Here is a 25,438-nt window from a genome sequence, read left to right as displayed (position 1 = left end):
GGCTTCGGCTTCGGCGATCTTGCGTTTGACCACGTCGCCGATCGAGACCACGCCGGCCATCGCGCCGCCGTCCATGATGATGACGTGTCGGATCCGGCGCTCTGTCATCAGGCTCATGAGCTCGTCGACGGAGGCCGCCGGTTCGGCGGTGAAGAGCCGCTTGCTCATGACGTCCGCGACGGAAGTGGACAGCGCCGCCTCGCCGCTCTCGGCGACCACGCGGGCGAGGTCGCGTTCGGAGAACACGCCCACCGGCGCGCCGGCCCCGTCCACGACGACCGCGGCGCCGACCTTCTTCTCGGTCAAAGTCCGGGCGGCCTCGACCAGCGTGTCCCCGGGGCTGACGGTGAACACCGTCCCGCCCTTCTCGGCGATGATTCGCGACGCGTTCATTTTCGCCTCCGTTTCGGCGTAATATGCGCTCTCGATAGTGCCTGAGCAGGCGCGCGGCGGCAAATCGTCCGCCGGACGCGAGGGGAAAGGGCGGCGCATGGCCTACAGGAAACGCCTGGAACGCGATCTGGATCGCTGGATCGAAAAAGGGTTGGTGCCGGCGGACAATCGCGCCGCGATCCTCGCCGACATCGCGCCCGCAGCGCCGCGCTGGAACGCGGCCGGGGCCGCCGCCATTCTCGGCGCGGTGCTTCTGGCCTTTGCGGCGATCAGCTTCGTGGCGGCGAACTGGGCGGAGCTGCCGCGCCTGGCCCGGTTCGCGGTGATCATTGGCGCGCTCTGGGCCAGCCTGGGCGGGGCGGCCTTCGCCTTCGCCCGCAACAACACCGCGATCGGCCACGCCCTGGCCCTGCTCGGCGCGGCTTTGTTCGGCGCGGCGATCGCACTGACCGCCCAGACCTTCAACATGAGCGCGTTCCGCAACACAGGGATCCTCATCTGGACGGTCGGCGCGCTCGTCACCGCGATCGCCGTACCCTCGAGGCCGGTCCTGATCCTCGCCGCCCTGCTCGGCGGGTTCTGGGCCGCGCTCGAGAGCAACAATCCGCTCGTGCCCGGCGTGGCCTGGGGGTATGTGCCGGTCTGGATAGCGACCCTCGCCGCGGCGATCCGGCTCGAATCGAAGGTCGCGATTCACCTTCTGGCCGCCGCCGCCATCGTCTGGACCGGCTGGACCGTCTACGAGACCACGGAGTCCACGCTGGAGTTCCTCCAGCGCAACGCGGTCTACACGCTGATCGCGGCCGCCGCCGCCATGGTCTTCGCGCTCCTGAAAGATCGCGGCGTGCTCGGCGCGGGAATCCTGTCGGCGTGGTTCGCCGTCTTCGCCCTCGTCGCCGGGTTCGGCTTGCAGAGCCCTGAATTCCTCGACGACCGCGAGGCTGAAACCAGCGCGTTCTATCTCACGCTCACCGCAGCGCCGCTCGCCGTCTTCCTCGGTGTGACGCTGCTCCGCCTGGCGACCGGCAAGATCGGCAAGGCCTCGGCGGGCGCCTACGCCCTCGCCGGCCTCGCCGCGCTGATCATGCCGATCGCCTTCGCCGCAGCGGAAGACGGCTGGGCGTTCGGGCTGGAGCTTCTCGCCGGCGCGGCGGTCTACGGCCTCGCCTGTGCGCTCATCTTCGCCGGAGCCGGCCCGGGCCGCGGCGCGATCGGGGTGATCGGCGTGGTGCTGTTCGTCGCCCAGACCCTCTATGTCTACGGCCGGCTGTTCGGCGACCTTCTGAACACGGCGGTCTTCTTCTTCGTCGGCGGGCTGGTCCTGTTCGGCGTCTCGATGCTGCTCGCCCGCGTGTCGCGGCGCCTGGCCGCCGAAGGGGAGGCCCGCTCATGACCATCCGTCTTCTCGCCGTCGCGACCATGATGACCGCCGTGCTCGCCGGCCTCGTGGGCCATCACGCCTACAGGCGGTCCAGCGGAACAGAAGTCCTCCTGGAGATGGAGCCCGTCGATCCCCGCGACGTGCTGCTCGGCCATTACGTCATCCTGACGACGCCCGTTCACCGGCTCGACACCGGCGCGCTCGAGGGCCCCGAGACGGGCTGGGCGCGCGGCGATCTGGTCTATGTGGCGCTGGAAGAGACCGCCGCCGGCGCGGCGCTTCCCGTGGGCGCGTTCCGAGAGGCGCCCGGCGGCCTCTTCATCCGGGGCCGCGTGCAATCAGTCTCCACCCAGCAGGAATACACAGAACCCGAGCCGCTCGAGGACGGCTCGATCGGCTGGCGGCGGGAACCTGTTCCGGGCACGCAGCGCGACGAGCTGTGGGTGCAGTACAATATCGAGCGCTATTACGCCCCGCAGGACCAGGCCCTCGCCCTCGAACGCCAGCGCAACGAAGACCGCCTGAGGCTGATCGTGTCGGTCGGCGATGACGGCGGCGCGGTCATCAAGGGGCTGGAGATCGACGGCGAACGCCGTATCGACCGGCTTTTCTAGCGCCCGTCCTTCCCTCCCCTCGACGGGGAGGGAAGTTTCTGTCAGCGCCGCCTGAACGCCTGCACGAAAAGCGGATAGAGCGCCATGCCCGCGACCAGCCCGCCCAGATGGCCGGCCCAGGCGATCGGGTGATTGAAGAACGGGTCGGCGACGGCCAGCGCGACATTGATCCCCAGCCAGGGCAGAGCGATGCGCAGCATGCCCGCCCGGCCGCCATAGGCCCAGCCCGCCGCAGCGAGGATGCCCGAGATCGCGGTCGAAGCCCCGACCATGATGCTGGGCTCTGACCAGTGCACCGCCTTGCTCAGCGCTGCGCCCGCGATTCCGCAGACGAAGAAGAAGGCGAGAAAGCCCAGCCCGCCTTTGAAACCACCGCCGAAGGGACGCGCGGCGGCCGCGCCGAAGGCGATCAGCGCGCCGACGTTCAGAAGCGTATGAAACCAGCCGAAATGCACGAAGACGTGCAAGAGGTAGGGGCTGAGCCCTGCGACCGGCGCGGGCGGGATCTGGCCCGTCATGGTCCCGGTCCTGACCGCGCCGAGCCAGATCGCGACGCCGTGCATGAACCCCTCCCCGTAGACCGTCGACCACCAGACGAGCGTCTGCACCAGCAGGATCGCCGCGGCGAGCGCGAGCACGACGGGGGACGGGCCTTGCGTGAAGATCGGCGCGCGCGGCGGCCGGCCGGGCTGGTCGATGCCGGTAGGGTCCGGGCCGGTCTGGTTCATGGCCGTCCTTTCGATCCGGCGTCCGCCGCGCTGGCACGCGGGTTGCACCGTGTGGGTCCGAAGCGTCTTCAAAGAGGACACATAGACCATGGCCCGCCCCCTGAAAGCCGTCCAGGCGAACGCATTACTGGCCGCACTGGCTGCAGGCTGCGCTTTCGCAAGCCCCGCCGCCGCCCAGTCGAGCCACCCGTCCGACTGGACCCGGCCCTACGGCCAGGCCCACGGGCAGGAAACCCGGCCCTATCAGGGCGCCCGCGGCCGCGCCGGAAACCGGGTGGTGATCAACGGCATCATCCAGACCGGTGTCGGCGTCTCGGCGCAAGCCAGCGCCTACGGCTCGATCAGCGCAGGCGCGGGCGGTGAAGGCGGCTTTTCCGGCCCCTTCGCCTCGTCGAACGCCCTGGCGGTCGGCAACCAGCTGAACGTCGTGGTCAACGGCAATTACAACACGGTGGTGGTCAACAGCACCCAGACCAACACCGGAAACGTCACCGCCACGGCCGGCGCGTCTGCGAACGGCCGCAGCGAAGAGGAGAGCGACGATGCGGACGGTTAAGGCGCTCCTCGCAGCCGGTGCGGCGCTCGCCGTCACCGCGTGCGCGACCACATCGAACCCCGGTTCGGACGGGCTTTACGCCGCGCCGACCGGCGGCGCGCCGGTCACGGCGAACCCGACCCCCTACACCGAAGCGCTGGTCTGCATGGCCGCGCACGCCCGCTCGCAGGGCCGCGCCGCACCGCGGGTCGCGGTGGGCCGGATCGCGGACTACACCGGTCAGATCGCCCCTGAAGGCGGCACCCGGGTCACCCAGGGCGCGGCGCTGATGGCGATGAGCGCGTTCGCCAAATCCGGCGCGCGCCTTGTGGAGCGTTTCGATACGTCCGTGGCCGAACTCGAGCTGCGCTACGCCAACAACCAGCTGATCGAGGACCCCGCCGAAGAGCAGGGCTTCCGGCAGATCTACGCCGGCTCGATCCCCGGTTCGGACTACTATCTCGTCGGCGGGATCACCGAGCTCAACGCCAACATCCGCTCGAACGGGCAGGACCTGTTCGCCGGCGATAGCGTGGATTCCGATCCCTCGGGCGTGTTCTCGCGCCGCGTCTACGTGATGAATGTCGGCCTCGACCTGCGCCTGATCGATTCGCGCACGCTCGAAGTCGTCGACGTGGTCAGCTACCAGAAGCAGATCATCGGCCGCGAGCTCAGCGCCGGCGTCTTCGCCTTCTTCGGCGACGCCGTGGTCGACGTCAGCGCGGGCGGCCGCAGCCTCGAGCCCGTCCAGCTCGCCGTGCGCTCGGTGATCGAGCGCGCCGTTCTTGAAATCAGCGCACAGCTCTACGGCGTCGCCCCCGAGCAGACCTGCGCCTTTGACGACCCGATCGGCGGCTCGAACGCCACCGGCGGGGTTCAGATGTACACCGCCTATGCGGGATCGGAGGTCCCTTATGTCCAGGCTCGCACGAGCGTCGATCGCGGCCATGACCGCCGCGACCCTGACATCCGCAGCCAGCTTCGCGGAACCTACCGATAGGGTCGATCTCGACCAGCGCACCGACAGCGCCGTCACCGCCCAGGACGCACAGTCCGCCGGCGGGGTCGAGATCGCGACGTCTTCCGCGCTGGCCCAGGCGAACTCGGCCACCGGTCAGGTGACGAACTGGACGGGCGTGTACGGCTCGCAGGTCCTGACCGGATCGGCGGACGCAGTCTCCTCGATCAGCGCTGATTCGATCTGGTCGTACGCGATCTCCAACGCCACGGCGGCCGGCAACGGCCTGACCGTGGGCGCGGAGGCGAACGTCGATCTCGATCTGGAACAGAGCGCGGCGGCGGGTTCGCGCGTCTCCGCCCTCTCCGCGCTTCGGGTGACCGACTACGCCGCGCACACCGTGCAGGGCGCCAGCGCCAGCGCGAACGCCGTGCAGGTGACCGGTTACGGGTCGCACGAACTCGCGCTGATCCAGCGCGCGGACGGCGAGGTGAGCGCCGGCGCGGCCCTGATCGCGCCCGGCGCCGAGGTGGAAACCTTCGCCCAGGGCGCGCAGGCGGCGGGCAACTCGCTGACCGCCGGCGGCTGGGAAGGCAATCCGGTCGCGACCGTCGACCAGTCCCAGACCGGCACGGTCGAGGCCTTCACCGGCGTCGACGTCGCCACGGCCGATTACGGCGGGATCTCTGCGGCCAGCGCGGTGGGCAACAATCTCACCATCGCGAACGATTACGGCTACGCGCACGCCCAGGGCGCGCAGACCAACTCAGGCCCGGTGCGGGCGACGGCGAATCTCAATGTCGGCGATTTCGGAGGCGGTCTGATCACCGGCTCGGCGAGCGCGATGGGCAACGCGTCGCTGGTGTCCAATATCGGCGCGGACGCCTATACCGGGCTCGATCAGACCAATTCCGGCCCGGTCCTGGCCGAGGTCGTGTTCAACGGCGGCGGATCGGAGACCGGCGTAGGCGCGGGCGCGGCGCTGTCGGCCAGCGCGATCGGCAACGCGCAGAGCGGATATATCTGCTCGGAATGCCCGGTCTCGATGACGGCGAACTTCAACCAGACCAATTCCGGTCCGGTCGGCGCGACCGTCTTCTCCACCCATGACGGCCAGATCGGCGCGCTCACCAGCTCGGCGACGGCGGTCGGCAACGCAGCGACCTTCGCCAGCCGCGCGCCGGGGGGTTAGGGCAAGGGCGCCCTCCTCAGGCAGCGTCTTCTTCCCTTCCCCTCTGTGGGTCGTATGGAGGGTCGCCAGAGTTTCAAAGTACGGCGCTCTACGATCCTCACCCCACCCGTCCGCTTTGCGGACACCCTCCCCATCAAGGGGAGGGAGTTGCGGCTCGGCTTTTACGTTCCGACGGCTCCGAATACCGCAACGCCTTACTCCCTCCCCCTCTGTGGGGAGGGTGGGCCGGACCGCAGGTCCGGGTCGGGTGGGGGAGCGCCAACGTCTGAAGACGCTGGCGCTTAACGATCCTCACCCCACCCGTCCGCTTCGCGGACACCCTCCCCGTCGAGGGGAGGGAAGACAGTCAGCTGAAGCTCCCCTCCCCGTCAGAGCACGCCGAGCATGCTCGCCACCAGCGGGTGGCGGACGATGTCTTCGGACTGCAGGCGCACCACGCCGATATCGTCGACCGCTTCGAGCTTCTCCGCGATCGTCTTCAGGCCCGACAGCTCGGGCAGAAGGTCGGTCTGGGCGGGGTCGCCGGTGACCACCATGGTGGAGTTCCAGCCAAGCCGGGTCAGCAGCATCTTCAGCTGGGCGTAGGTGCAGTTCTGCGCCTCGTCGACCACCACGAAGGCGTTGTTCAGCGTCCGGCCGCGCATGTAGCCGATCGGCGCGATCTCGATGAGGCCTTCGGCCATCAGCGCCTTCAGGCGCTTGGGGCTCAGCCGGTCAGACAGCGCATCGTAGAGCGGGCGCAGATAGGGGGCGAGCTTTTCTTCCATGGCGCCGGGCAGGAAGCCGATCGATTCGCCGGCCTCGACCGCCGGGCGGGAGAGCACGATCCGGCCCACCTGCCCCGCTTCGAGCGCTTCCACGCCCTTCGCGACGGCGAGATAGGTCTTGCCGGTGCCCGCAGGCCCCAGCGCCATAACGAGATTATGGGTGTCGATGGCCTCCATCAGGACGGCCTGGTTCTTCGAGCGCGGCTTGACGTTCTTCACGTAGCTCTGGTCGCGCATCGGCTCCTTGTCGTCGGGGGTCCAGTTCGTGCCCGGGAACAGCGCCCGGACCTTCTCCTCCTCGTAGGCTTCGGCGTTGAACGATCCGGCTTGGCGGCGTTTGGCGGCTCGCTTGCCCATGTCAGGCCCTCCACAAGACAAGAAAAAACCCCTCGCGCGGCAGCGGAGGGGTCGGGACAGAGTCGAACAGGCGGGAGTCCGGGGATTCCGGCGCCGGGGGCGGCGGAACCAGTCCGGGGCTTGGCGGCGCAGCAGGCGGCATGCCGTCCTCTCCGTTCGCTCTATACGCGCTTTCGGCGCGGCGGATGCGGTAAGGGACCCTTGATCCCGAATCGCTCCCGCAGTGTCATTCTAAGACGGTGAACGAATTCTGAGTCCCGCCTTCGCCACTCGGTCACGAAACTGAAGCGCGGGCGCCACACTCGCGAGGCACACGCCAGGAAAGGCCCTGAAATTATGACCCTTTATGCCCTGAACGACGACGAGCCGGAACTGCACCCCGAAGGCGCCTGGGTGGCGCCGAGCGCGGCGGTGATCGGAAAGGTGAAGCTCGAGAAGAACGCTTCAGTCTGGTTCGGCGCGACGATTCGCGGCGATAACGAGCTCATCACGATCGGCGAGGATTCCAATGTTCAGGACGGCACGGTCATGCACACCGACATGGGCTTTCCGCTCGTGCTGGGTAAAGGCGTGACGGTGGGTCACAACGCCATGCTGCACGGCTGTACGGTGGGCGATTACTCGCTGATCGGCATCGGGGCGACGGTCCTGAACGGCGCGAAAATCGGCAAGCACTGCATCATCGGCGCGCATGCGCTGATCACCGAAGGCAAGGAAATTCCCGACGGCTCGGTGGTGATGGGCTCGCCCGGCAAGGTGGTCAAACAGATCGCAGACGGCGTCGACGAAATGCTCAAGGCCAGCGCCGACCATTATGTCGAGAACGCCCGGCGCTACGCCACCGACCTCAGACCCGCTCAGGGCGGGGGCCGCAAATCAGGCCTGCTCGACCGGGCGTAGCGCCCGGCCGAGCAGCCCGAACCCTAGCGCCGCCAGGTGATCCCGACGCCGAAAATGTCGGCGACATTGTCGAACTCGCCGACCAGGCGGTCGCCGCTCGATCCGATGCGGTCGATCTCGGCGTCGTCGAAGAACAGGTGCTGATAGCCCAGATCGACCGTCCAGGAGTCCATCGGCGTCCAGCTCGCGCCCAGCGCGGCGATCACGCGATCTGAGTCGGGCACGCGCGGGGAGCGCTCGTCTTCGGGCGTCGGGCTTTCGTCATAGGCGATCCCGGCGCGGAACACCCAGTCGGGTTGCGGCGCCCATTCACCGCCCAGCGCGACGCGGGTGGTGTTGTGATAGCCCAGCGGCTCGACGCTGTCGGGCTGGGCGGGGTTGGCGTAGTCGACGACCAGCGCGTCGAGATCCCAGAAGCTCACCCGCACCGTGGCGTTCCACGCAAACGTCCCGCTCACCTCGTGGCGCAGGCTGACGGCGGCCTCGGCGGGCAGGTCGAGCGGGGCGGCGCCTTGGGTGTCGGTGAAGGCGGGCGAAAAGATCGCAGCGCCCGCGGGCGGTTCGAAATTCGCATCGCCCTCGAGCTCGTGGCTGACTTCGGAGCGGTAGGAGATCCCCACCCGCGTGCCCGGCTCGGGCTCGAACAGCATCCCGGCGTTCCAGCCGTAGGACCAGTCGTCGCCCTCGACCTTCACATAGCCTTCCGACCGGGCCGGGAAGAGCCCCGCCGCCTGGCAGCTCGCCGCCGGCGCCTGGCTTAGGCACACGGCGGTGAAGTCGATGGCGTTCGACAACTTCGCGTCGGCGTATTGCGCGGACACGCCCAGACCGAAGGAGAGCTGATCGGTGAGCGCGAATCCCACGCTGGGATTGATGTCGATCACCTGGAGCGAGGATTTCACCGACTGAAAGCGCGTGATCGAGCTCGGCTCGTAATCCGTCGCAAGGCCGAAGGGTACGTTCACCCCGAGGCCCAGCGTCATCCGGTCGCCGACCGGTGCGGCGAGATAGAGGTTCGGAACGACCTTGTCTTCAAACAGGTCCTCGTCCTGGGTGCCCGGGATCGGCCGGCCCAGAGCGTCGACAGACCCGGCGTCCTCGAACTCGCCGCGCCCGTGCACGTAGTAGGCGCCGGCGGTGACCTGCCAGTCCTCGAGCCGGGCGAGGCCGGCCGGATTGGACCAGATCGTCGAGGGATCGGCGGCCAGCGCGGCGTAGCCCGAACCGGCCATGCCGAAATCGCGCGGGGAGTTTTCAGACAGCTTGAAGCCGTCTGCGAGCGCCGGTGCAGCGGCGGTCAGGCACAGCGCGGCGGCGAAGCCGGCGCGGGCGGCGAGATGTCGGGGAGCGGACATGGGGAACCCTTTTTATCGTTACGTGCGGCTCGATGGTTCGAGGACGAAGTGTTCCTCGAACCGCGCGGCTAACACGCGGGTTCCCGTGTAATGTCTTTAGTCTGCAGGCGAATCGCAGTGCGCGGGCGCTAGCCCGCCGGTTCGCAGCCTACGCCGGACACATGGCTTGAGAGCGCGCGCCAGCCGTGAACAGCCTCAGGAGCGCGCACCAGGCGGTTGGACGAGAAATAGCTGTGCCGGCACGGCTCGCCCTCGGCGGTCTCGCGCAGGCTGCGGCCGAAACCGGAGACCTCGACGAGATCGGGGCCGTGCCAGTCGAGCCTCTCCACGGTGTAGGTGAAATCGGTCGGGGTCCAGGGTGCGGCGGTGACCGAGGCGAGCGCGTCGGCGCGCGTCGTGGCCGCGCCGTCCGGAGCGAAGGTCACGAAGCCGGGCGCGAGAAAGCCGTCGAGCCCGGCGACGTCCTGCTCGGCGTAGAAGGCCGGCCAGACGATCGTCTTGATATGAACGAGCGCAGCCTCGTCGGCGGCGCGTTCTGAGGGTTGGGCGGCGGCGGCAAGCGCGAGCAATGCGGCTGTGAACATGGCGATCTCCTTCAGACCGCCAGTAAAGCGCATTCCGGCCGTTCGCCGGATGACGAGTGCGTGAGCGCGGCTTTGCGCCTAGTCGCGCCGCCCCCACAGCTCGCGAATGCGCTGGTCGGCGTCGCGGCCCAGATTAAACCAGGCCGAGCGGTCGCGCGAGGCGTCCACGACGAGCAGCTTGTCGTCACGCGCCAGAAGATGGCTCAGCTCGTTCCTGAGATGGGCCGCGCTGGCTGCGCAGCGCAGGATGAACACGCCTGCGGTGATCTGCTCGACCTCGCCGAACTCGTGCAGCGCGGCATCGAACGCCCCGCGGCTGTCGGCGTGGAGATCGGCCACGACGAGGAAGTTCGCCGTACGCGCGTCGGACGGCGCAGGGCGACGTTCGCCGGGGGCGCGCCGGTTTTCATCGAGCCAGGATTTCAGCTGGCTGATCTCGGAGGCGGGCCGGAATCCCTGATCGCGGTGTTCTGACACCGACGAATGTGGCGCGATGCGCCCTTCTCCGACGAAGGCGCGCATCTGCGCGCCGGTATACGGGCCGTAGACACGGCCTTCGACTTTCACAAACCAGGACATGGTGATTCCGTCATCGCGCGGCATGATCGTCTCCCAGCCTCGGCTCGCTGATCCCGAAGCTCTCACGCCTGTGAGGCAAGAATCGGGCCGTCCAAGCGGAATATGGGCGCGCGAGGGTGGAATACACCCCCCGGACCTGCGCCCCGCGCCGCTCCGCTCTGGTTAACGCGCGATCAGGCGGTGCGTTCATTCGGAGGGTCGAAGGAGACCGCGAAGCCGTTCTCAAGCCAGCGCGCCACGCGGCCGGACATGTCGCCCACGCGCACCGGCTCGCCGATCCGCGGCCGTTCCAGGCAGGCGAAAGCGGCGCCGGTGATGGAGACGTCGATGACGTCGGCCTGGATCACCACGCCGTCGCGCAGGCGGATCTTCGCCCGGCCCCGGCCCGGCTTTCTCGGCGCATGCCGGTCTTCGGTCAGACCGAGACGTTCCATGTTGAAACGCCAGGTGATGGCGTCGGCGAGCCGGTCGCGCTTGCGCTGCGAACCGGTCAGCCGCACCGCAAAGCCGGTCTGTCCGGCGCGGACGACTTCGCCTTCGAGCCGCCCGAGCCCGTCGAACAGGAGGACGACGCGCTCGCCGCGCCTGGGCGGGGTCCTGGTGTGGATGCGCGCGCCGCCGGGGGAGACGTCGATCAGGGTGCAGCCGAACTCGCCGGTGCTCGCGGCCAGCCCACGGCCGGGCAGGGACAGATGCACGCGCCGATGCCGGCGGCGCTCCTGCGCGCCGCGCGCGGCGATCTTGATCTTGCGCCGGTCGAGCCGGGCCCTGAAGTCCGAAAGGCTGTTCATCGCGCGCTTTTTCAAACCCGAAGGAGCGGGCAGGCTAGGCGCGCAGGCTTAAGAAATCGCTTCTCGCGACGGCTCAGACGTCGTTCGCCGCCAGCGTCCGCGCTCCGGCTTCGGTGCGGCCGAACAGGCTGACGCTGGGCGCGGGCGCGCCGGCGGGGAAGATCTGGTTCAGCCGGTGGCGCATCACGGGACGGCCCCTGAGCGCAGCCGCGTCGATCGGCTGGTAGAGCCCCAGCGCCCGGTCGAGCCAGCCTTCAGGCCCGCGCAGTGGAAACAGGCTCAGCTCCACCTGGCAGGACCGTCCGTCCAGCGCGACCGCGTCCACCATGGCGCGCGCCGGGCCGGGCGCGGCCAGCGCGCCTTCCAGAAGCGCGGTCATGTGGACCCGGTCGTGACCGGCCCAGAGCGACAGGAAGTTCTGATCGCGGAACTCGCGCTTGTGCAGCGCGCACAGCCCCGTGCCCGCGATACGGAAGACGTGATGATCCCGATCCATGCGGCGAAGCAGGAACAGGTTGGATAAAAGCCCGCCCAGATCCTGCGGGGCGATGTCGGCGCGCGCCGGGGCGGGCTCGCCGCGGCGGCGCGCGTCCCAGTAAGCCTGCAGCGTGCGGGTGTTGGGATGTTTCAAAGCGGTGTCGTCCTCTCCTCGTCCGGCGCGTCGCGGCACGCCGGCCCCTTCGAGGAGCGCTCGGTTGCAAGCGGCTTGCCAGAACCGGCGAAACTCCGGCCTGACACTGAAAAAGCGGGCGGCGGTGCGAACCGGCCCTTCGCTTGCATGGGGCGGTGCGAGACAGCTTTGGAGACCGCCATGCGCGTTTCATCCCGATACGCCGCCGTGATCGCCGCCGTCGCCGGCTCGATGATGGCGGCCGCGGCGTCTGCGCAGCACGCGCCGACCCCGCCCTCCCCGCCGCCGCCCTCGCACAATCCGTGCTGCGGGCATCCCGGCGGACCGGTGATCCATCCGCCCAGCGTGCATATCGGCGGGCCGTCCATTCATGTGGGCGGGCCGAACATCAATGTCGGCGTGAACGTGAATTCGAGTGTGAACGTGAACGTCTCCGCGTCAGCGAACGCTGTGGCGACCGCGACCGCCGGATCTCGGGCCGGCGCGGGCGCGCAGACCTTCATCTATTCGGGCGGCGGTTATGTCGGGGGCGGCTACGCGCCGGCGGCGACCGCGCTGACGGGCTTGCGGCTCGCAGGCTCTGCGGTCGAGATCGTCGAGGAAGAGCGCACGCGCCTGATCGAGGAGTGGCGCGTCGTCCGCGCGGTCTGCGTGGACGACAGCGGTACGCCGCATCCGGCGTCGCGCCCTGACCCGGACGAACGCGTCCACCCCGACTATGACGGCGAGATCTTCCGCTGCATGTCCGGCACCGCGCTTCAGGCGACGCTGGGCTGGCGCGAGGACGGCCGGGACGCGTTCGACGGCGGCGAGGTGATCAGCTGCGAAAAGGGCGAGGCGCTGCGCCACGGAGCGGGCGGCAGGCTCTATTGCGCCACCGAGGAGGCGCGCCGGAACTGCAATGAGCGCTCTCTGCTCCGCCTTCACGGGCCGGGCGTGAAGCTCATCTATCTGCGCTATGAAGAGCGTTACATGGAGAGCTATGAGCGGCGCACCGAACGCAGCGAGGTCAGCTCCATGACGCTGATGCTCGACGGCGGGGTGGGCGGCTACCGCTGATCGTCTTCGTCTGCGAGCGCTGAACCGAGGAAATCCGCCGCGGCGCCGACCGGCTCGCGGTCAACCTCGACCACGGCGTTCGCAGCGCGCATCAGCGCGGCGTCGATCTGGCCGATCAAGGGCGCCAGCGCCTCGGCGATCGCGGGGCGCTCAGCGGCGTCCGCAGAGAGCAGGATCACCGCGTCATAGGGCGGCAGCGCGCCCTGAGGGTCGTCGAGCAGCACCAGGTCGTAGGCGAGGATCCGCCCGTCGGTGGTGTAGGCGGTGACCGCGTCCACCTGACCGTCGCGCGCGGCGGAATACATGAAGGTGGAATCCATGCCCCGCTCCTCCGCCCCCTCCACGCCGTAGAGCGCTCTCACCCGATCCCATTCGGGACGGGAGAAGAATTCAGGGTCCGCGCCGATCGACAGGTTCTCGACTCCGGTGAGGTCGCCGATCGTTTCGAGCCCTTCAGCCTCGGCCAGCGGGCGAGCGACTGCAAAAGCATAAGCGTTTTCAAAGCCGAGCCGCCCCAGGCTGACGATCCCGTGGGTCTCGTAGAGCCAGGCGGTGACCGCCGCGTTCATCCGGTGCCGCCCGATCGGGGCGTCCTCGCCCATCGCGTTGGACCAGAGCGTGCCGGTGTAATCCACGTAGACGTCGATCTCGCCGGACACCAGTGCGTCGAACGCCACCGTCGAACCCAGATTGTCGCGCCTGCGAACCGTCGCGCCGGCCGCCTGCAGCCGGTCCTCGATCAGCTCGGCGAGCACGTATTGTTCAGTGAAGCTTTTGGCGCCGACGATCACGGGCCGCTCGCCGAAGCCCGATCCCTGCAGCCCGCGCTCGGCCTCGAAGCCGCGACCCGAGCTGGCGTACTCCGCGCCGAGGATCGCGGCGGCCGGGACGATCACCATGGCGAGCCCGGCCGCGATCGCGCCTCTCGCCCGGCCCGACCGCGCGCCGGCCTCCATCGCACGGATCAGCTGGTCGAGCAGGACGGCGAGCCCGGCCGAGCAGATGCAGCCGAACACCACCGCCGCCCAAGTCCGGGTCTGAAGCCCCGAGAAGATGTAGTTGCCGAGACTCGTCGCCCCCACCGGGGTTGCGAGCGTCGCCGCGCCGATCACCCAGACGCTGGCGGTCCTCACCCCGGCGATGATGGTGGGCGCGGCCAGCGGCAGCTCGACGCGGAACAGGCTCTGGGTTTCGCTCATCCCGATCCCGCGCGCGGCTTCGCGCACCACCGGGTCGACGCCCTGAAGCCCGACAATCGTGTTTCGCAGCATCGGCAGAACGCCGTACAGCATCAGCGCCAGATAGGCGGGAAGAAACCCGATCATCCCGCCCAGAAGCGGCACCATCAGCGCCAGAAGCGCCAGGCCTGGAATGGTCTGGAGTACGCTCGCCGCACCCAGCGCCGGCCCCGCGACCGCAGGCCGGCGTGCGGCGAACACGCCCAGCGGCACAGAGATCGCCAGCGCGGTGAGGATCGCCGCGAGCGAGAGCCGGATATGCCCGCCCAGAAAGGCGGGCAGGCGTTCGATCAGGTCGGGCAGGTCTTCAAGCATGCCCGCCTCGCGCGGCCTGTTTCAGCGCATCGACCTTTTCAGCCTCGCGCAGCGGCGCCTGCAGCATGCGCGCGACCCGCTCGTCGGCGGGCGACTGCAGCAGCGCTTCAGGCGTGTCGTATTGCAGAACCTCGCCGTCATGCATCACCGCGATACGGTCCGCGGTGAGCAGCGCTTCGGCCATGCCGTGGGTGACCATGACGGCTGCGAAGCCGAGTTCGGACTGAAGGTCCCGCACGTCGGTGCGCAGCCCGTCGCGGGTCAGCGGGTCGAGCGCGCCGAACGGCTCGTCCATGAGCATGAGATGGGCGCCGCCCGCGAGCGCACGGGCGAGCCCGACCCGCTGGCGCTGGCCGCCGGAAAGCTGGTCCGGCTTGCGGTGAGCGTAGGCGTCCGGATCGAGCCGGACGAGGTCGAGCATCTCGCGCACGCGGGCGTCGATGCGGTCATTCTCCCAGCCCAGAAGCTCAGGGACGACCGCGATGTTCTTCGCCACGCTCAGATGGGGAAACAGGCCGTCGCCCTGCATCACCCAGCCGATCGTGCGCCTGAGCGCGACCGGATCGAGACTGCAGACGTCCTGTCCGCCGATCTCGATCCGGCCGGCGCTGGGTTCGAGCAGGCGGTTGATGCATTTCAGCGTGGTGGTCTTGCCGCAGCCCGATTCGCCGACCAGGGCGACGAGTTCGCCTGCGGCGGCCTCGAAGCTCACCCCGCGCACCGCCTCGGCGCCGCCCGGAAACGTCTTGGCGAGCGCCTCGACCCGGAGCAGCGGCGCCGCCGCCATCAGCCCTCGAGGTCGATGTCGAGAATGGTGATCTCGAACGAATAGGAGGTCTCGCCCTCCTCGACGTTTTTCGAGACCACGCCGAGGCATTCGGCGCCGATATAGATTTCCGCGCACTCGTCGGCGCGCTGGCGCAGCTGCACCCTCAGTTCGGGGTTGAGCTTACCGCGCAGGAAGGCTTCGACCTTGCCGGCTTCGTCGCGAGTGAACACAGGTGCGGCCACGCGCATCCCTTTCATGCTGGAGATATGGAATCGCGCCGAGCCTAGCGATCAGGACGCGTCGCGCAACCGCGTCACCGCTTGGCCCAGAGCAGGCTGGAGTCCCCGTAGGAGAAGAAGCGGTAGCGCTCGGCCACCGCATGGGCGTAGGCGGCGTGCATCTCCTCGAACCCCGCCAGCGCGCAGACCAGCATGAACAGCGTCGATTTGGGCAGGTGGAAATTGGTCATCAGCGCGTCGACGGCGCGGAACCGATAGCCCGGCGTGATGAAGATGTCGGTCTCCCGGCTCTCCGCCCGCACCGTCCCGTCAGGCTCGGCGGCGCTTTCAAGCGTCCTCAGAGAGGTCGTGCCCACAGACACGATCCGCCCGCCCGCGGCGCGTGTGGCGTTGATCAGCGCGGCGGCCTCGGCGCTCACCTCGTACCACTCGGCGTGCATCTGGTGGTCGGCGACGTTTTCGGTCTTCACCGGCAGGAAGGTGCCCGCGCCGACATGAAGCGTGACATGGGTCTTCTTCACCCCGCGCGCCTCAAGGGCGTCGAACAGCCGCTCGGTGAAGTGAAGCCCGGCGGTCGGCGCGGCGACGGAGCCCGATTTCTCCGGGTCGGCGTAGATCGTCTGGTAGTCCTCGCGGTCGGCCGCGTCGAAGGCGCGCTTTGAGGCGATATACGGGGGTAGCGGCGGCGCGCCCGCGGCCACGATGGCCGCATCGAGCTCCACGCCGGAGCGGTCGAAGCGCAGCACGATCTCGCCGCCCTCGCGCTTCTCGCCGACCTCTGCGCTCAGCCCGCCGTCGAAATAGAGCCGGTCGCCTTCTTTCAGGCGCTTGGCCGGGCGGGCGAAGGCGCGCCAGACCGCTTCGGAGTCTCGCTTGTGAAGATTGATCTCCACCTCGACCGCCCCGCCCCCGCCGTGCTCGCGCGGCGGCCGGACGCCTTTCAGGGCGGCGGGGATCACGCGGGTGTCGTTGAACACCATGAGGTCGCCGGGCTGCAGCAGATCAGGCAGATCCAGAACGCCCCGGTCCTCGATGCGCACGCCGTTCACATGCAGCAGGCGCGCAGAATCGCGCGGCCGGGCGGGCCTCAGGGCGATCAGTTCTTCAGGCAGGTCGAAATCGAAATCGCTGAGCTTCATGGCCCGGCCTTAGCCGGACCGCCCCGCGCGCTCAAGCCTGAACGCGCGGGGCGTCGTTCCGCCTCAGGCGTGCACGTCCTGCGCATCGGTGATCTTGTGGACGAGATCGTCGCCGTCGGCTTCGTGGATCGTCACGTAATCGCCGAGCCGCAGCGTGTGATCGCCGAGCTTGTAGACCGGCTCGTCCGGGCCCTCGTGCTCTTCGTCGTAATGAAAGAACCAGTTCGACCCGCGATGGGTCAGCCAGCCGTCGGCCCGCTCGTCCTCGTCAGGCGAGAAGCGGATCACGGTGCAGGCCTTCTTGTGCTTTTTCCAAACCTCGGGATCGAGCTTGCCCTCGCGGTCCAGCGGCGCGGTGATGACATAGCCGCGCTCGTCGTCGCCGTCGGGAATTCCGGCGTCGGGGTTGCGGCCGAGGCGAAGGGTGAGACGGGTCAGAGCCATGTGAAACTCCCTTTTAGACAATGAGATCAGTGCGCGATGAGCAAGGACGGGCCGTCCGTGGCGGTCAGCAGCGTCCGGGTCACCCCGCCGAAGATGAACTGGGCGATGCGCGATTGTCCGTAAGCGCCCGCGACGACGAGGTCGGCGCCGTCCGCAGCCTTCAGGATCGCCTCGCCCAGCGGGCCGGACCCTGAAACTTCGGTCGCCGCCGCTTCGATCCCGCGCGCGAGCAGCCAGTTCGCCAGCCGGTTCGGCGCGGCCGCCGCACGGTCGGCGTAATCGAGATTGCGCGGGCTGTGCAGGATGGAGACCTCGACGCCCGGCTCGAAAAATGGCTCGGCGGCGAAGGCGGCGCGAGCGGCTTCCTTCGAGCCGTCCCACGCCACGGCGATCTTCTTCGGCGGCAGCGCGCCCTTGCGCGGCACGAAGATCGGGCAGGATTCGTCGACCAGGCACGCCGCGGTGAAGTCCGCCAGCGATCCCTTGCCCGCGGCGGCTTCGGGGCAGGTCACGAGCAGCCGGACCAGACGCGCCTGCTGGGCGGCGTCCGAGGGGCTGTCGCAGATCCGCCGGAAGCTCGCGCCTGGCGAAAGCGGGCCGTCCATCGCCGATTTGAAGCGCTGCTTGGCCTCCGCGCAGGCCTTGTCGGCCTCCTCGCGCACCGCGTCGATCGCCGAGCTCACCACCGACGCGCCGGCGGCGCCCGGCCCGGTCCAGAGCATGTAGGCGGCGGGGTCGGGCTCGACGAACAGCCCGCGCACGTCCGCGCCGTAGACGTTCGCCAGCGCCTTGGCGGCCTGAAGCGGCGCGTCGTCGGCCTCAGCGCCCTGAAGCGCGACGAGGATTCGTTCGCGGTTCATCTCGGTCTCCCTGTCAGGTCCCGCGTTTTCAGCGCGCGGGATCGTCTTGAACTTACCGGCTTTCACGCTAGGACGGGAGGGAAGCTGAACATGGCGGGACAAAGTGGCGCGCCCTTCCTCGCAACCGAAAAAACCGAGGGCCTGGCAGCGCATGCTGTCTGGCCGCAGGCTCGACCTGCTCGACCCCTCCCCATTCGACGTGGAGATCGACGACATCGCCCAGGGCCTCGCCCGGGTGGCGCGCTGGAACGGTCAGACCATGGGCGATCACGCGTTCTCGGTGGCCGAGCACTCGGTGATCGTCGAAGCGCTGTGCGCCGAACTCGAACCCGACTGGCCGGCGAAATGGCGGCTCGCAGCCTTGCTGCACGACGCGCCCGAATACGTGATCGGGGACATGATCTCCCCGTTCAAGGCGGCGTTGGGCTACGACTACAAGGCGTTCGAGGCGCGGCTCGAAGGTGCGATCCACATGCGCTACGGCCTGCCGCCCGAGCTGCCCGCCGAGGTGAAGAAGACCATCAAGCGCGCCGACCGCATCTGCGCCTTCTTCGAAGCGACCCAGATCGCGGGCTTCAGCGTGGAGGAGTCGCGCAAATTCTTCGGCCGCCCGCCGAAAGGGCTTAAGGTCGAGATCACGCCCCTGCCGGCCAAGGACGCCCAGACGCTGTTCCTGGATCGGTTCGAAACCCTGCTGCGCCGCGTCGAACGCGCCGCGCGCACCTGACCGGAGCCGCCGACATGCCCGCCTCGAGCGCGATGTATTCCGACGCTTCGGTGACGCTGGGCCGGGTCGTCGTGGGCCTGAACGCGGTGATCTTCGCCGCCGGCGACGGCGAGCTGCACGTGCTGGTCACAGACGGTCCCGAAGGCGGCCAGCCCGCCCTGCCCTTCGGTCCGTTCGATCCCGAAACCCACCGCACCTTCGAGATCGGCCTGCGCGAATGGGTGCGCGGCCAGACCAGGTTCGAGCTCGGTTATGTCGAACAGCTCTACACCTTCGGCGACCGCGGCCGGGAAGCGCCGGTCGCCGCGCTCGCCGGAGCGGAGGGCGCGCGGGTGATCTCGGTGGGCTATCTTGGCCTGACCCCTGAAGCGAAGCCGCTGAAAGGCGCAGCCGCGCACTGGTCGGCCTGGACGCGGCATTTCCCGTGGGAGGACCATCGCGCCGGCCGGCCCGCTTTGCTCACCGACACGATCGAGCCGGCCTTGCGCTCCTGGGCCGACGAAGCCGCCGCCCCCGGCCGCCGCGCGGCGCGGATGGAGCGCGTGCGCGCCTGTTTCGGCCTGGACGGCGCGGCATGGAACGAGGAGCGGGCGCTCGACCGGTACGAACTTCTCTACGAAGCCGGGCTCGTGGAAGAAGCCGCCCGCGACCGCGGCGAGGCCGAGGCGGGCCTGAAACTCGGCGAGGCGATGGCGTCCGACCATCGCCGCATCCTCGCCACCGCCCTCTCCCGGCTGCGCGGCAAGATCAAGTACCGGCCCATCCTGTTCGAACTGACCCCGGCCGAATTCACGCTCTCCCACCTTCAGAAGCTGGCCGAAAGCGTGTCGGGCCTGACCCTGCACAAGCAGAATTTCCGCCGCGCGCTCGACCGCGGCGGCTTCGTGCAGGGCACCGGCCGGATGGAGTCCCGCACCGGCGGCCGGCCCGCCGAGCTGTATCGCCATACGCCGGCCCGCACCCAGGCCGCAGGCGCGCTGGGCCTGACGATCCCGCGGGTGAAGGAATAGCGCGCGGGTCCCCGCCCGGATTTTCCCTTGCGCCCCCGCTTGCCAGGCGTATAGTCCGGCCCCACCTTAGGCTCACTCGGAGCAAAACCCTCGGCGATCAGGTCTGGTCGCCGTTTCTCGGGCCCGGGTAATGCTCATATCGAGCAAAACCCCGGCCCACGCAGGGAGGACAGCGCGATGGACGGCATGAATTTCCCGCGCGAGACCGACTGGCCCGCCGCCGAGGCGCTGGTCTATGACGAAGGCGTCAAGGCGCGCGTCGACCATCTTTATGAGCGTGTGAAGGACGTGGTCACGCCGATGGAGTGGCCGCAATTCGCCCCGCTGATCGACGCGATCAACCGCCTGAAACAAGAGCGCGGCGCGACCATCCTGGCGCACAACTACATGACGCCGGAAATCTTCAACTGCGTGGGCGACATCACCGGGGATTCCCTGAAGCTCGCCCAGGTCGCCGCCGAGGCCGAGGAAGAGGTCATCCTTCAGGCCGGCGTTCACTTCATGGCCGAGACCGCGAAGATCCTCTCGCCGAACAAGACCGTCCTGATCCCCGACATGGAGGCGGGCTGCTCGCTCGCGAGCTCCATCACCGGCGCGGACGTGCAGCGCATCAAGGCGGCCTATCCCGACCTTCCGATCGTCACCTATGTAAACACCTCCGCCGAGGTGAAGGCGTATTCGGACATCTGCTGCACCAGCTCGAACGCGGTGCAGGTCGTCGAGGCCGTCGCCGCGCAATGGGGCGTGGACACCGTCATCATGATCCCCGACGAGTATCTGGCCAAGAACGTCGCCGCCCAGACCTCGATCAAGATCCTCACCTGGAAGGGCTCGTGCGAAGTGCACGAGCAGTTCACGCCCGAAGATCTCGACGATCTGCGCGCCGCCCACCCCGACGCGGTGATCCTGACCCACCCCGAATGCCCGCCCGAAGTGATGGCGAAAGCCGATTTCGCCGGCTCGACCGGCGCGATGGCCGGGTATGTGAAGGACAAGGCGCCGAAAAAGGCGATCCTGATCACCGAGTGCTCGATGAGCGACAATGTCGCGGTCGAGAACCCGGCCGTTCAGTTCGTCAAACCGTGCAATCTCTGCCCGCACATGAAGCGCATCAGCCTGAAAGGCATCTACGAAGCGCTGCGCGACATGAAGCACGCGGTCGAGGTCGATCCGGTCATCGCCGAGAAGGCCCGCGCGAGCCTGCAGGCGATGCTCGACCTGCCCAAGGCGGCGACCCCGCCGCATTTCGATACGGGCCGGGACGCCGTCGCCGTGCCGTATGTGAGCGTTTAGCGCCGAGCGTCCTTCCCTCCCCTTCACGGGGAGGGTGTCCGCGAAGCGGACGGGTGGGGTGGGGCCGCCGGCGCGATGGTCGTCAGATCCCGGCGCCGCCCCCACCCGACCCGGCGCTGCGCGCCGGCCCACCCTCCCCGCAGAGGGGGAGGGAATTAGGGAGCAGCCGTTGAACTCAGACCCCCTCCTCATCGCCGGCGCCGGGATCGCAGGCCTCTGGACCGCGCTGCACGCTGCGCCGCGGCCGGTGATCCTCTTGACCGGCGGCCCGCTCGGCGAAGGGTCCTCCACGGTCTGGGCGCAGGGCGGGGTGGCGGCGGCGCTGGCTGACGACGATACGCCCACGCTGCACGCCGCCGACACGATCGCCGCCGGCGCAGGCCTGGTCGACGAGGCCGCCGCGCGCCTGCTCGCCGAACAGGGCCCGCGCGAGATCGAGGACCTGTTCGCGCTCGGCGCGCCGTTCGAGAAGGACGGCCAGGCCTGGGCGCTGTCGCGCGAAGCGGCGCACAGCCGGGCGCGCGTGGCCCGCGTGAAGGGCGATCAGGCCGGCGCAGGGATCCTCGCCGCACTCATCGAGGCGGTGCGCAAGGCCGGTCATATCGACCTCCGCGAAGGCTGGCGCGCCGAGGCGCTGCTTCCCGGTAAGGACGGCGGCTGCGCCGGCGTTCTGGCGCACGGCGCAGACGGTGCGCTGCACCGGATCGAGGCGTCGGACACCGTTCTGGCCACCGGCTCGCTCGGCGGGCTTTACGCGGTCACCACCACGCCCTGGACCAGCCAGGGTCAGGCGCTGGCCATGGCCGCGGCGCTCGGCGCAGTGATCCGCGATCCCGAATTCGTCCAGTTCCACCCCACAGCGATCGATATCGGCCGCGATCCCGCCCCGCTCGCCACCGAGGCGCTGCGCGGTGAAGGCGCGATCCTCATCGACCGGTCGGGCAAGCGCTTCATGAAGGCGGTTCACGCAGACGCCGAGCTGGCTCCACGCGACGTCGTCGCCCGCGCCGTGCATCGCCAGGCGAAATCGGGCAAGGGCGCGTTTCTGGATGCGACCAAAGCGGTCGGCGACGCCTTCCCCGAGCGCTTCCCGGCGGTGTTCGCAGCGGCCATGAGCGCCGGAATCGATCCGCGCACAGCGCCGATCCCCGTCGCGCCGGCCGCGCATTACCACATGGGCGGGATCGAGACCGATCTTCACGGCCGCACCGGCGTTCCGGGCCTCTGGGCGGTCGGCGAATGCGCCTGCACCGGCGTTCACGGCGCGAACCGGCTCGCCTCGAATTCGCTTCTGGACGGGCTGGTTTTCGGACGGCGCGCAGCGGGCGCCTTGCGCGAGGCCGGGCGCGCCGTAACCGCATGCAAGGCGGACGCGCCGCCCGCCCTGCCCGGCCCCGCGCTGCAGCGCCTGCGCCAGGTGATGGCCGCCGAGGCCGGCGTCGAACGTGACGCGGCGGGCCTGTCGCGTCTGATCTCGGTGATCGACCAGCTCGAAGCGCGCTACGGCACGGCGCCGGCGCTGATCGCCGCGCGCTTCGTCGCCGCTGGCGCGCTGCTGCGCGAGGAAAGCCGCGGCGGGCATTTCCGTAACGACTTCCCGCAGGTGAGCGATGACGCGGTCTCGACACGGCTGACGCTGGCTGCGGCGCGCGCGGCGTCGGGTCCGGGCTATGCGGCGGCGGGGATGGCGGAATGATCGCGCTCGTCCCTCGCGGCATCGTCGCCGAGATCGTCGCCCTGGCGCTGGATGAAGACCTGGGCGGGCGGGGCGATCTGACGTCTCTGGCGACCATCCCTGCAGACGCTACGGCGAGCTTCATGATCATGAGCCGCGCTGAGGGCGTTCTGTGCGGGCGCCAGCCGGCCGACGAGGTCTGCGCCCAGCTCGGCGGGGTGTCGATCGAGTGGAAGGCCGAAGACGGCGAACGGGTGAGCAAGGGCGATCCCGTCGGACGGGTCACGGGCAACGCCCGCGCCGTCCTCACGGCGGAGCGGTCCGTCCTCAATTTCCTGGGCCGGCTTTCGGGCGTGGCCACCCTCACCCGCGCCTACGCCGACGCGGTGGCCGGATCCGGCGCGGTGATCGCGCACACCCGCAAGACCACCCCCGGCCTGCGCGCGCTCGAGCTTCAGGCGGTGCGCGCGGGCGGCGGCGCCAGCCACCGCTTCGGGCTGGATGACGCGATCCTGATCAAGGACAACCATGTCGCGGTCTGCGGCGGGGTCGGCGAAGCGGTGCGCCGCGCGAAGGCCTATGCCGGGCACATGACCCGCGTCGCGGTGGAGGTCGACCGGCTCGACCAGCTGGGCGATGCGATCGAGGCCGGCGCGGAAAGCGTGCTGCTCGACAATTTCAGCCTCGACGATCTGCGCAACGCGGTGCGTCAGGCCGAGGGGCGGGTCACGCTGGAGGCCTCGGGCGGGGTGACGCTTCAGACCGTCCGGGCGATCGCGGAAACCGGCGTGGACGTGATCAGCGTCGGCGCCCTCACTCATTCGGCGACGAATTTCGATCTGGGGCTGGACGCGGTTTAGGGGGCGCCGGCCACGGCCATCACCGCCCGCCAGTGCCCGCCGACGGGATTATCGGCCGGATAGACCTCGATCGGGACGTCCGGCGCAACGCCTGTCTCTTCGAAGACCGCTCCGTCCGGGCTTGCGAACACCTCGTTGGAGAGCTCCAGAAGCCAGCCGTTGGGTAGCGGCTTGGCGAGCGGGGTGGAGAAGGATCCGCGCGTGGCTGCGCCGTACTGGGTCACGTTCGGCAGCTGGCGGAAGGCGAGCGTGGCGAGTTCTCCACCGCTGACGGTGACGTCGCTGGTCAGAAGGCGAACCGGGCCTGTGAAGCGCGGCCCGCCGGCCGGCGTCACGGCGTGGGGAAAAGGCGGCAGGCCCGAGCCGCGGGTCTGGGTGGTGAAGCCGGTGACCGGCGTATCGGTGAACCGGCCCGGCAGGGCCTTCGCCACCCGGTCCCACCCGCCGCGATTATTGGACAGGTCCACGATCACCGCGTCCGCGCCCTGAAACGCGGCGAACGCCTCATCGAGCGCCGCGTTGAACGCCGACATCTCCGCCTCGGCCCATTCGGGGCTGGCGAAGTCGGTGCGGTCGGTAAACCCGCCCATGACGAAAAGCTGCAGATAACCGACCCGGCGGCCCGGCTCGGGCTCGATGACGCCCCAGACCAGCCGGTCGTTCAGCGTGTGAACCCCGGTCCCGCCCAGATTTTCCAGCGTCTGATCGATCAGGCCGACGAGCCAGGCCTGCTCTCCCATCCCGGCGCGGATCATCGGCAGGGTTTCGCCCTGCCCGTCCTGCTGGCGGCGCATCTGACCGTCCACCGCGCCGATCAGCTTGGTGTGGCTGTCGGACAGACCGTCCATATAGGCGGTGAGCGCGTCCCAGAGCTCCGCCTCGCTCATGGCGTCGTGGACGCTTGCGCGCAGGCGCTCGGCGCGCGCCTTGCGATCTGCGAGGCGGCGATCGAAGAAGGCGTAATGGGTTTCGAACGCGTCCAGAAACGCCGCCGCCACGGCGGTGGGCGAGGTGTCGACCGGTGCGGCGCAGCCCTGAGGCAGAGCGTCCAGCCGGTCGAAGACCACGTTTGTGTCGCCGTCGAGCAGCTGGAAAATCGCCGCATCGCCCGGCAGGGCCCTGCCATAGCGGTATTCGACCGAGGCCATGGCGGAGAGCCGCCGTGTCGCTTCCGGCGTGGGATAGCAGGCGCTCGCACCCTCCTGATAGCGCGTCAGGCCCGCCTCATCGATCTCGACCACCCAGCCATAGCCGCGCGAGCGCCAGACGCCGCGAAAGTCCGGGTTCGTCTCCCCGCTCCCCAGCACCAGAGGCTGAAGCGCGCCCGCCTGCTCCCAGGGGGCCTCCGAGGCGGGCGCGGCGGCGCAGGCCGACAGAGCGAGTGCGGCGAGGCTGGATCTCAGACGCATGATAAACTCCAAAAATGACCGCGGTCACCTTTATAGGAGGTCATGCGCTCATGCAAGCAGAGCCGCGAAGGCGCGAGCGCGGGCGTCGATGGTCCCGGCGATGTCGAACGCGCCTTCGGCGTTCACCCATTCGCGGACGGTTCCGGTCAGCTGGGCGAGAAACAGCCCGGCCGCCTCGCCGGGATCGACGCCGGCGCGGACCTCTCCCCGCGCCTGGGCTTCGGTGATCAGGCGCTCGAACGCGGCGCGGGCGCGCGCGTCCGCGGCGTGCTCGGCGGCGCGCAGCTCGGGATGAAGGGCGGCCAGGCGCAGCTTGGCCCGCCACAGCCCGGGCCGGCTGATCACGGGCGACAGCGTAGCCTTACAGGCTGAAACCAGCCGGTCCGCGAGCGGACCTGGCGGGGGCGTATGGGCCGCCCCCTCGTCGGTGGCGCGTTCATACCACTTGAAGAGCAGATGCTCCTTGGTGGGAAAGTGATTGAAGAAGGTGCCCTTGGCGACGCCGGCCGCAGCGCAGATCGAGGCGACGCTGACCGCGTCATACCCCTCGGCTTCGAAGCGCTGGATCGCGGCCTCATAGAGCCGCTCGCGGACCGCGCGCTTCTTGCGCTCGCGCAGGCCCTCCTCGCTCACCGG

28 protein-coding genes (1 of these 28 running past the window's edge) are annotated in these 25,438 nt (G+C 69.2%); 12 read left to right on the top strand and 16 right to left on the bottom strand.

Translation table 11 applies throughout. The annotated features are described in order from the left end of the window. On the bottom strand, nt 1-393 hold the 5' portion of the coding sequence (locus tag ABL308_09365; GenBank protein XBQ15169.1) for a CBS domain-containing protein. The gene continues 39 nt to the left of window position 1, outside the view; only the first 393 of its 432 coding nucleotides appear in the window; it begins with the start codon at nt 391-393; its stop codon lies off the left edge, out of view. Nucleotides 394-490: 97 nt separating this feature from the next. Between ABL308_09365 and ABL308_09360 the strand changes: the two genes are divergently transcribed. Next, a complete protein-coding gene (locus ABL308_09360) occupies nt 491-1,786 on the top strand; it encodes a DUF2157 domain-containing protein (protein XBQ15168.1) in 1,296 nt (431 codons plus the stop codon). Next, nucleotides 1,783-2,388: a GDYXXLXY domain-containing protein gene (locus tag ABL308_09355; protein XBQ15167.1), complete on the top strand. Its 606-nt coding sequence runs from the start codon at nt 1,783-1,785 to the stop codon at nt 2,386-2,388. Before ABL308_09360 ends, ABL308_09355 begins: the two co-directional genes overlap by 4 nt. A 41-nt stretch (nt 2,389-2,429) precedes the next feature. Here the strand turns inward: ABL308_09355 and ABL308_09350 are convergent, their stop codons facing one another. Further along, nucleotides 2,430-3,116, bottom strand: a complete 687-nt coding sequence (locus tag ABL308_09350; protein XBQ15166.1) for a rhomboid family intramembrane serine protease — start codon at nt 3,114-3,116, stop codon at nt 2,430-2,432. Between the two features lie 88 nt (nt 3,117-3,204). On the opposite strand from ABL308_09350, the gene hfaA reads away from it, so the two are divergent. Genes hfaA through hfaD form a run of 3 tightly spaced genes read left to right on the top strand, consistent with a single transcriptional unit; the run spans nt 3,205 to nt 5,801 of the window. After that, nucleotides 3,205-3,672 (top strand): holdfast anchoring protein HfaA, encoded by a 468-nt coding sequence (gene hfaA / locus ABL308_09345; GenBank protein ID XBQ15165.1) that lies wholly within the window; start codon nt 3,205-3,207, stop codon nt 3,670-3,672. Next, complete coding sequence (hfaB, locus tag ABL308_09340; protein XBQ15164.1) at nt 3,659-4,651, top strand: holdfast anchoring protein HfaB; 993 nt, start codon at nt 3,659-3,661, stop codon at nt 4,649-4,651. The genes hfaA and hfaB overlap by 14 nt, the downstream gene beginning before the upstream one ends. Then, complete coding sequence (gene hfaD / locus ABL308_09335; protein XBQ15163.1) at nt 4,599-5,801, top strand: holdfast anchor protein HfaD; 1,203 nt, start codon at nt 4,599-4,601, stop codon at nt 5,799-5,801. Before hfaB ends, hfaD begins: the two co-directional genes overlap by 53 nt. Nucleotides 5,802-6,169: 368 nt before the next feature. Here the strand turns inward: hfaD and ABL308_09330 are convergent, their stop codons facing one another. Beyond that, the gene (locus tag ABL308_09330) at nt 6,170-6,925 is read right to left on the bottom strand and encodes a PhoH family protein (protein ID XBQ15162.1); all 756 of its coding nucleotides are present in this window, start codon (nt 6,923-6,925) and stop codon (nt 6,170-6,172) included. Between the two features lie 336 nt (nt 6,926-7,261). Between ABL308_09330 and ABL308_09325 the strand changes: the two genes are divergently transcribed. Continuing rightward, nucleotides 7,262-7,825 (top strand): gamma carbonic anhydrase family protein, encoded by a 564-nt coding sequence (locus ABL308_09325; protein XBQ15161.1) that lies wholly within the window; start codon nt 7,262-7,264, stop codon nt 7,823-7,825. Nucleotides 7,826-7,848: 23 nt separating this feature from the next. Here the strand turns inward: ABL308_09325 and ABL308_09320 are convergent, their stop codons facing one another. From ABL308_09320 to ABL308_09300, 5 genes are all read right to left on the bottom strand, one after another. Continuing rightward, nucleotides 7,849-9,180: an outer membrane protein transport protein gene (locus tag ABL308_09320; GenBank protein XBQ15160.1), complete on the bottom strand. Its 1,332-nt coding sequence runs from the start codon at nt 9,178-9,180 to the stop codon at nt 7,849-7,851. A 128-nt stretch (nt 9,181-9,308) separates the two neighbouring features. Beyond that, nucleotides 9,309-9,764, bottom strand: coding sequence for a DUF4440 domain-containing protein (locus ABL308_09315; protein XBQ15159.1), 456 nt, complete (start codon nt 9,762-9,764; stop codon nt 9,309-9,311). A gap of 78 nt (nt 9,765-9,842) precedes the next feature. After that, on the bottom strand, nt 9,843-10,367 hold the full coding sequence (locus ABL308_09310; protein ID XBQ15158.1) for a DUF4339 domain-containing protein: 525 nt from the start codon (nt 10,365-10,367) through the stop codon (nt 9,843-9,845). A gap of 149 nt (nt 10,368-10,516) precedes the next feature. Next, complete coding sequence (locus ABL308_09305; GenBank protein XBQ15157.1) at nt 10,517-11,134, bottom strand: PilZ domain-containing protein; 618 nt, start codon at nt 11,132-11,134, stop codon at nt 10,517-10,519. Nucleotides 11,135-11,207: 73 nt separating this feature from the next. Next, nucleotides 11,208-11,804, bottom strand: coding sequence for a PAS domain-containing protein (locus tag ABL308_09300; GenBank protein ID XBQ15156.1), 597 nt, complete (start codon nt 11,802-11,804; stop codon nt 11,208-11,210). Between the two features lie 141 nt (nt 11,805-11,945). Between ABL308_09300 and ABL308_09295 the strand changes: the two genes are divergently transcribed. Next, nucleotides 11,946-12,824: a hypothetical protein gene (locus tag ABL308_09295; protein ID XBQ15155.1), complete on the top strand. Its 879-nt coding sequence runs from the start codon at nt 11,946-11,948 to the stop codon at nt 12,822-12,824. On the opposite strand, the gene ABL308_09290 is transcribed toward ABL308_09295, so the two are convergent. From ABL308_09290 to ABL308_09265, 6 genes are all read right to left on the bottom strand, one after another. After that, complete coding sequence (locus ABL308_09290) at nt 12,815-14,377, bottom strand: ABC transporter permease/substrate-binding protein (GenBank protein XBQ15154.1); 1,563 nt, start codon at nt 14,375-14,377, stop codon at nt 12,815-12,817. The genes ABL308_09295 and ABL308_09290 overlap by 10 nt on opposite strands. Beyond that, nucleotides 14,370-15,164, bottom strand: a complete 795-nt coding sequence (locus ABL308_09285; GenBank protein XBQ15153.1) for an ATP-binding cassette domain-containing protein — start codon at nt 15,162-15,164, stop codon at nt 14,370-14,372. Before ABL308_09285 ends, ABL308_09290 begins: the two co-directional genes overlap by 8 nt. After that, a complete protein-coding gene (locus ABL308_09280; protein ID XBQ15152.1) occupies nt 15,164-15,388 on the bottom strand; it encodes a DUF3126 family protein in 225 nt (74 codons plus the stop codon). The genes ABL308_09285 and ABL308_09280 overlap by 1 nt, the downstream gene beginning before the upstream one ends. A 71-nt stretch (nt 15,389-15,459) precedes the next feature. Beyond that, nucleotides 15,460-16,524 (bottom strand): tRNA preQ1(34) S-adenosylmethionine ribosyltransferase-isomerase QueA, encoded by a 1,065-nt coding sequence (gene queA / locus ABL308_09275; protein XBQ15151.1) that lies wholly within the window; start codon nt 16,522-16,524, stop codon nt 15,460-15,462. A gap of 63 nt (nt 16,525-16,587) precedes the next feature. After that, nucleotides 16,588-16,968: a hypothetical protein gene (locus ABL308_09270; protein ID XBQ15150.1), complete on the bottom strand. Its 381-nt coding sequence runs from the start codon at nt 16,966-16,968 to the stop codon at nt 16,588-16,590. Between the two features lie 26 nt (nt 16,969-16,994). Beyond that, the gene (locus tag ABL308_09265; protein XBQ15149.1) at nt 16,995-17,828 is read right to left on the bottom strand and encodes a universal stress protein; all 834 of its coding nucleotides are present in this window, start codon (nt 17,826-17,828) and stop codon (nt 16,995-16,997) included. 151 nt (nt 17,829-17,979) lie between these two features. Here ABL308_09265 and ABL308_09260 point away from each other — a divergent pair, with 151 nt between their 5' ends. The 5 genes from ABL308_09260 to nadC all read left to right on the top strand — a co-directional run bounded on the left by ABL308_09260 (nt 17,980) and on the right by nadC (nt 23,393). Further along, a complete protein-coding gene (locus ABL308_09260; GenBank protein XBQ15148.1) occupies nt 17,980-18,555 on the top strand; it encodes an HD family hydrolase in 576 nt (191 codons plus the stop codon). 14 nt (nt 18,556-18,569) lie between these two features. Continuing rightward, entirely contained in the window at nt 18,570-19,565 is a 996-nt protein-coding gene (locus ABL308_09255) for an NAD regulator (protein ID XBQ15147.1), read from the top strand. A gap of 177 nt (nt 19,566-19,742) precedes the next feature. Continuing rightward, nucleotides 19,743-20,858 carry a quinolinate synthase NadA gene (gene nadA / locus ABL308_09250; GenBank protein XBQ15146.1) on the top strand — a complete coding sequence of 372 codons (1,116 nt, stop codon included), beginning with the start codon at nt 19,743-19,745 and terminating at the stop codon, nt 20,856-20,858. Between the two features lie 169 nt (nt 20,859-21,027). Continuing rightward, a complete protein-coding gene (locus tag ABL308_09245; GenBank protein ID XBQ15145.1) occupies nt 21,028-22,554 on the top strand; it encodes an L-aspartate oxidase in 1,527 nt (508 codons plus the stop codon). Further along, nucleotides 22,551-23,393, top strand: coding sequence for a carboxylating nicotinate-nucleotide diphosphorylase (nadC, locus tag ABL308_09240; GenBank protein XBQ15144.1), 843 nt, complete (start codon nt 22,551-22,553; stop codon nt 23,391-23,393). The genes ABL308_09245 and nadC overlap by 4 nt, the downstream gene beginning before the upstream one ends. Here nadC and ABL308_09235 read toward each other — a convergent pair. Together ABL308_09235 and ABL308_09230 are read right to left on the bottom strand one after the other, a co-directional pair. After that, on the bottom strand, nt 23,390-24,802 hold the full coding sequence (locus ABL308_09235) for a S41 family peptidase (GenBank protein ID XBQ15143.1): 1,413 nt from the start codon (nt 24,800-24,802) through the stop codon (nt 23,390-23,392). The two genes, nadC and ABL308_09235, sit on opposite strands and share 4 nt — an antisense overlap. A 48-nt stretch (nt 24,803-24,850) precedes the next feature. Then, entirely contained in the window at nt 24,851-25,435 is a 585-nt protein-coding gene (locus tag ABL308_09230; GenBank protein ID XBQ15142.1) for a TetR/AcrR family transcriptional regulator, read from the bottom strand. Nucleotides 25,436-25,438 lie beyond the last annotated feature (3 nt).

Origin of the sequence: Oceanicaulis sp. (genome assembly GCA_040112665.1) — a bacterium.
Lineage (GTDB): Bacteria > Pseudomonadota > Alphaproteobacteria > Caulobacterales > Maricaulaceae > Oceanicaulis.
The sequence above is the reverse complement of the archived record's forward strand: the minus strand, read 5'-3'. Positions and strand labels throughout refer to the sequence as shown.